This window comes from Actinotalea sp., assembly GCF_041597215.1.
GTDB lineage: Bacteria > Actinomycetota > Actinomycetes > Actinomycetales > Cellulomonadaceae > Actinotalea.
In genome coordinates this window covers 1-4,220 of the sequence record NZ_JBFHHB010000264.1, presented here as the reverse complement: position 1 = coordinate 4,220, position 4,220 = coordinate 1, and the positions used below count along the sequence as shown (strand labels likewise).

Below are 4,220 nucleotides of genomic sequence, written 5' to 3'. Positions count from 1 at the left end.
TCCTCCGGCAGGCAGCCGGCCTTGCCCCGGTTGTCCTTCCAGTTCTTCAGGTCCTGGTCGCGATGCGCGATGTTCAGGTCCCCGCCCACCACCGCGTGCCCCCCACCTGCGAGGAGCGCATCCATCCGCTCCGTCGCCAGCGCGAGGAAGGCGTACTTCTCATCCATCGACGGGGTGTTCTCCGTGCCGGAGTGGATGTACGCCGAGACGACGGTCAGCGCGCCGCCGTCCGGCGTTTCCAGATCCGCCTCGATCCACCGCCCGGTGTTGGTCGGGACACCCTGGTCGAGGCCGATCCGCACGGCGGTCACCGGGAGCCGGGAGGCGATCGCCACTCCGGCACGGCCCTTGGCCTCGGCCTCCGCGTGGCCCACGTGCCAACGGTCGTTCGGGAGGAATCCTGCCAGGAGCTCGTCGGGAGCACGCACCTCCTGCAGGAGCAGGACGTCGGGCGCCCGCTGGTCGAGCCACGCGCCCATCCCTCGCCGGAAGGCCGCCCTGATCCCGTTGACGTTCACGCTCGCGATCTGCACCGGAGCATCCTCGCTCACCTCGCCGACACGCGCGCTGCTGTCCAGCGGGGGGGACGGCCCCCGCGTCAGCCGAGCTGGAGGCGCTGCCCGGGGACGGCGGACAGCAGACCGCGGATCTCCCGCTGGGAGAAGCGACGGTGCCCACCGAGGGTGCGGACCGTGGTGATCTTGCCGGCGTTGGCCCAGCGGCTGACCGTCTTGGGGTCGACGCGGAACAGGCTGGCGACCTCGGCGGGGGTCAGGAGGGCGTCGACACCGAGCGCCTGCGCCGTCCGCGCGGAGGAGGTGCGCGGCGCGGGGGTGGGGAGGGGCTGCGCGGCGGAGCTCGTGGAGGACGGGGCGGATGGCTGGGGGTTCATCGGACTTCCTCTTCGTCGTCGGTAGCTGGGCGACCCTGGGGGCCCCTGGCTTTGCGTCCCCGCCTCGCGGCGGGTTTGCCCTTGTCGTGACGGGCCTGCCCGGACATCCCGGGCGAAGCCTCCAGACCAGACATCGGGCCCAAACCGGACAGACTTGATCACCCCAACGGGTGACATGCCCCACAGATCTCGCCCGGCCGCATCGGCCCGTCCACCTCGTGCGGCCCGCCGGAAGCGGCTGCTGCCAGGGACGACGGAAGGCCCCTCCCAGGTGGTCCTGGTGGGGCCTTCACGACGTACATCGGTCGATACCGGACATACTTGAGCAATTCGTCGTGTGACGTGCGTCACACCCTGCTCAGCTCGCCGCGAGCCGCTCCGCCCGGTCCACGACGTTCGCCAGGAGCATCGCGCGCGTCATCGGCCCGACCCCGCCGGGGTTCGGCGAGAGCCATCCCGCGACCTCCCGGACGCCCGGGTCGACGTCACCCGCCAGTCGGGTCCGGCCCGTGTCCGGGTCCACCTGCCGCGAGACGCCCACGTCGAGCACGACGGCGCCCGGCTTGACGTCCTCGGCCCGGACCAGCCCTGGCACCCCCGCCGCCGCGACGACGACGTCCGCCATGCGCAGGTGCGAGGAGAGGTCGGTCGTCCCGGTGTGGGTGAGCGTGACCGTCGCGTTGTGCTCCCGGCGGGTCAGGAGCAGGCCGATCGACCGACCGACCGTCGTCCCCCGACCGAGCACGACCACGTGCTTGCCCGCGACGGACAACCCGTAGCGCGCCATGAGCTCGAGCACCCCGCGCGGGGTGCAGGGCAGCGGGGAGGTGAGGGGCTCGTTGACCCGCAGCACCAGGCGCCCCAGGTTGGTGGGGTGCAGGCCGTCGGCGTCCTTGTCCGGGTCGATCCGCTCCAGCACGAGATTCGTGTCGATGCCCTTCGGCAACGGCAGCTGGACGATGTAGCCCGTGCAGGCGGGGTCGGCGTTGAGCCGGTCCACCGCCGCCAGGACGTCGGCCTCGCTCGCGTCCGCGGGGAGGTCCTCCCGGATCGAGGCGATGCCCACCTCTGCGCAGTCGCGGTGCTTGCCTGCCACGTAGGCCTGCGAGCCCGGGTCGTCGCCGACCAGCACGGTGCCGAGCCCCGGCACGACCCCCTTCTCGCGGAGCGCCGCGACGCGGGTGGCCAGCTCCGCCTTGATCGTCGCCGCCGTCGCCTTCCCGTCGAGGAGCTGCGCGCCCGATGCGGTCAGCCCACTCACCGGTCGAGGCCGGGGTAGAGCGGGAAGGCATCGGCCAGGGCAGCGGTCCGTGCCTTGAGCGCCTCGACGTCGGCTGCCTGCCCGCCGACCAGGGCCAGCGCGATCACGTCGGCCACCTCGGTGAACTCCGCGTCGCCGAAACCACGGGTCGCCAGGGCCGGGGTGCCGATCCGTAGCCCGGAGGTGACCATCGGCGGGCGCGGGTCGTTGGGCACGGCGTTGCGGTTGACCGTGATGCCGACCTCGTGCAGGAGGTCCTCGGCCTGCTTGCCGTCGATCGCCGCGTCACGCAGGTCGACGAGGACCAGGTGCACGTCGGTCCCGCCCGAGCGGACGCCGATGCCCGCGGCGACGACGTCCTGCGCCATCAGGCGCTCGGCGAGGATGCGCGCACCGCGAAGCGTGCGCTCCTGACGGTCCCGGAACTCCTCGGACATCGCGATCTTGAACGCCACGGCCTTCGCCGCGATGACGTGCATCAACGGGCCGCCCTGCTGACCGGGGAACACCGCTGTGTTGATCTTCTTCGCCAGCTCGGCGTCGTTCGTCAGGATGAACCCGGAGCGCGGGCCGCCGATCGTCTTGTGCACGGTCGAGGAGACGACGTGCGCGTGCGGGACGGGCGAGGGGTGCACACCGGCGGCGACGAGGCCGGCGAAGTGCGCCATGTCGACCCAGAGGTAGGCACCGACCTCGTCGGCGATCGCGCGGAAGGCGGCGAAGTCGAGCTCGCGGGGGTAGGCGGACCAGCCGGCGATGATCACCTTCGGCTTGTGCTCCACGGCGAGGCGTCGCACCTCGGCCATGTCGATCCGCGAGGTCTCGGGGTCGACCCCGTAGGCGACGATGTCGTGGAGCCGACCCGAGAAGTTGATCTTCATCCCGTGCGTCAGGTGACCGCCCTGGTCGAGCGCGAGGCCGAGGATCGTGTCCCCCGGCCGGGCCAGCGCGTGCAGCACCGCTGCGTTCGCGGTGGCACCCGAGTGCGGCTGGACGTTGGCGAACTCCGCGCCGAACAGCGCCTTGGCGCGCTCGATCGCGATGGTCTCCGCGACGTCGACGACCTCGCAGCCGCCGTAGTAGCGCCGACCGGGGTAGCCCTCGGCGTACTTGTTGGTCAGGACGGACCCGACGGCCTCCAGGACGGCCCGCGGCACGAAGTTCTCGCTCGCGATCATCTCGAGCGTCCCGCGCTGGCGCTCGAGCTCGCCGTCGAGGACCGCGGCGATCTCCGGGTCCAGCTCGGACAGGGACTGGTTCATGACGTTGTCGCTCATGACGCTCCTCGCCTCAGCGGTGCACGCGGGGACCCCGGGTCTGTCCGGGCACGCACAACCGGTGTGCTGACCCGTGGCCCAGGCGTTCGACCCGACGTCACTGCGGGGCTCCAGGCGTCCGCAGTACTGCCGCTCCCTGGTGGTTGCCCACCTTCGCCAGTCGCGACGGGGCAAGACTAGCAAGCGGCGTCCACCGCCCGTCGGCGGTCCGCTGGGTGGTCGGGGCGCGCCCCGACCGGCCGGACGTCCGGGTGCTCAGCGCCGCGGGGTCACTCGGCCGAGGACGCGGCTGCCGCCTCTGCGCCGGGCAACGAGCCGCCCTCGCCGAGGATCTTGCGCAGGTAGGCGTAGGTCAGGTCACCAGCGGTCTGGTCGAACTCGTGCTCGTAGCCGTGCTTGGCGTACATCGCGAGGTTGTGCACCGAGTCCTTCCCGGTGAACACCCAGACCTCCGTGATGCCGTCCGGCAGGTACCCGGGGACGGCGAGCATCATCTGCGTCCCGATGCCCTGGCCCTGCAGGTCGGGCACCACGGCGAGGCGTCCGAGCGTGGCCTTGGAGCCCTCGACGCCGACCCGGATCGACCCGACGAGCCGGGGCCCGATCCAGGCGCCGACGGTCACGACCGCCGGGTCGGCGAGGTCGGCCCTCAGCTCCTCGAGCGTCTGCGTCAGCGGGGGGATGTGGGGGTCGTCGTAGAGCTGGGCCTCGCGTACGAAGGCCGCGCGGCGCACCGTCAGCAGCTCACCGGCGCTCGCGTCGTCGACGACGTCGATCCTCACCTCGTCCG

At 72.1% G+C, this 4,220-nt stretch carries 5 protein-coding genes and 1 riboswitch; all 5 genes read right to left on the bottom strand.

The genetic code is table 11. The features are described 5' to 3' along the window. The coding region (locus ABWK99_RS14225) for an exodeoxyribonuclease III (RefSeq protein WP_372595357.1) at positions 1-533 on the bottom strand (533 nt) is incomplete at its 3' end. A gap of 65 nt (positions 534-598) precedes the next feature. Further along, entirely contained in the window at positions 599-775 is a 177-nt protein-coding gene (locus ABWK99_RS14220) for a BldC family transcriptional regulator (protein ID WP_372595359.1), read from the bottom strand. A gap of 134 nt (positions 776-909) precedes the next feature. Then, positions 910-982, bottom strand: a riboswitch (cyclic di-GMP riboswitch). A 268-nt stretch (positions 983-1,250) separates the two neighbouring features. Further along, entirely contained in the window at positions 1,251-2,153 is a 903-nt protein-coding gene (locus ABWK99_RS14215; protein ID WP_372595356.1) for a bifunctional methylenetetrahydrofolate dehydrogenase/methenyltetrahydrofolate cyclohydrolase, read from the bottom strand. Then, complete coding sequence (glyA, locus tag ABWK99_RS14210; RefSeq protein ID WP_372595355.1) at positions 2,150-3,430, bottom strand: serine hydroxymethyltransferase; 1,281 nt, start codon at positions 3,428-3,430, stop codon at positions 2,150-2,152. The genes ABWK99_RS14215 and glyA overlap by 4 nt, the downstream gene beginning before the upstream one ends. A 269-nt stretch (positions 3,431-3,699) precedes the next feature. Beyond that, a complete protein-coding gene (locus tag ABWK99_RS14205) occupies positions 3,700-4,212 on the bottom strand; it encodes a GNAT family N-acetyltransferase (RefSeq protein WP_372595358.1) in 513 nt (170 codons plus the stop codon). Positions 4,213-4,220 lie beyond the last annotated feature (8 nt).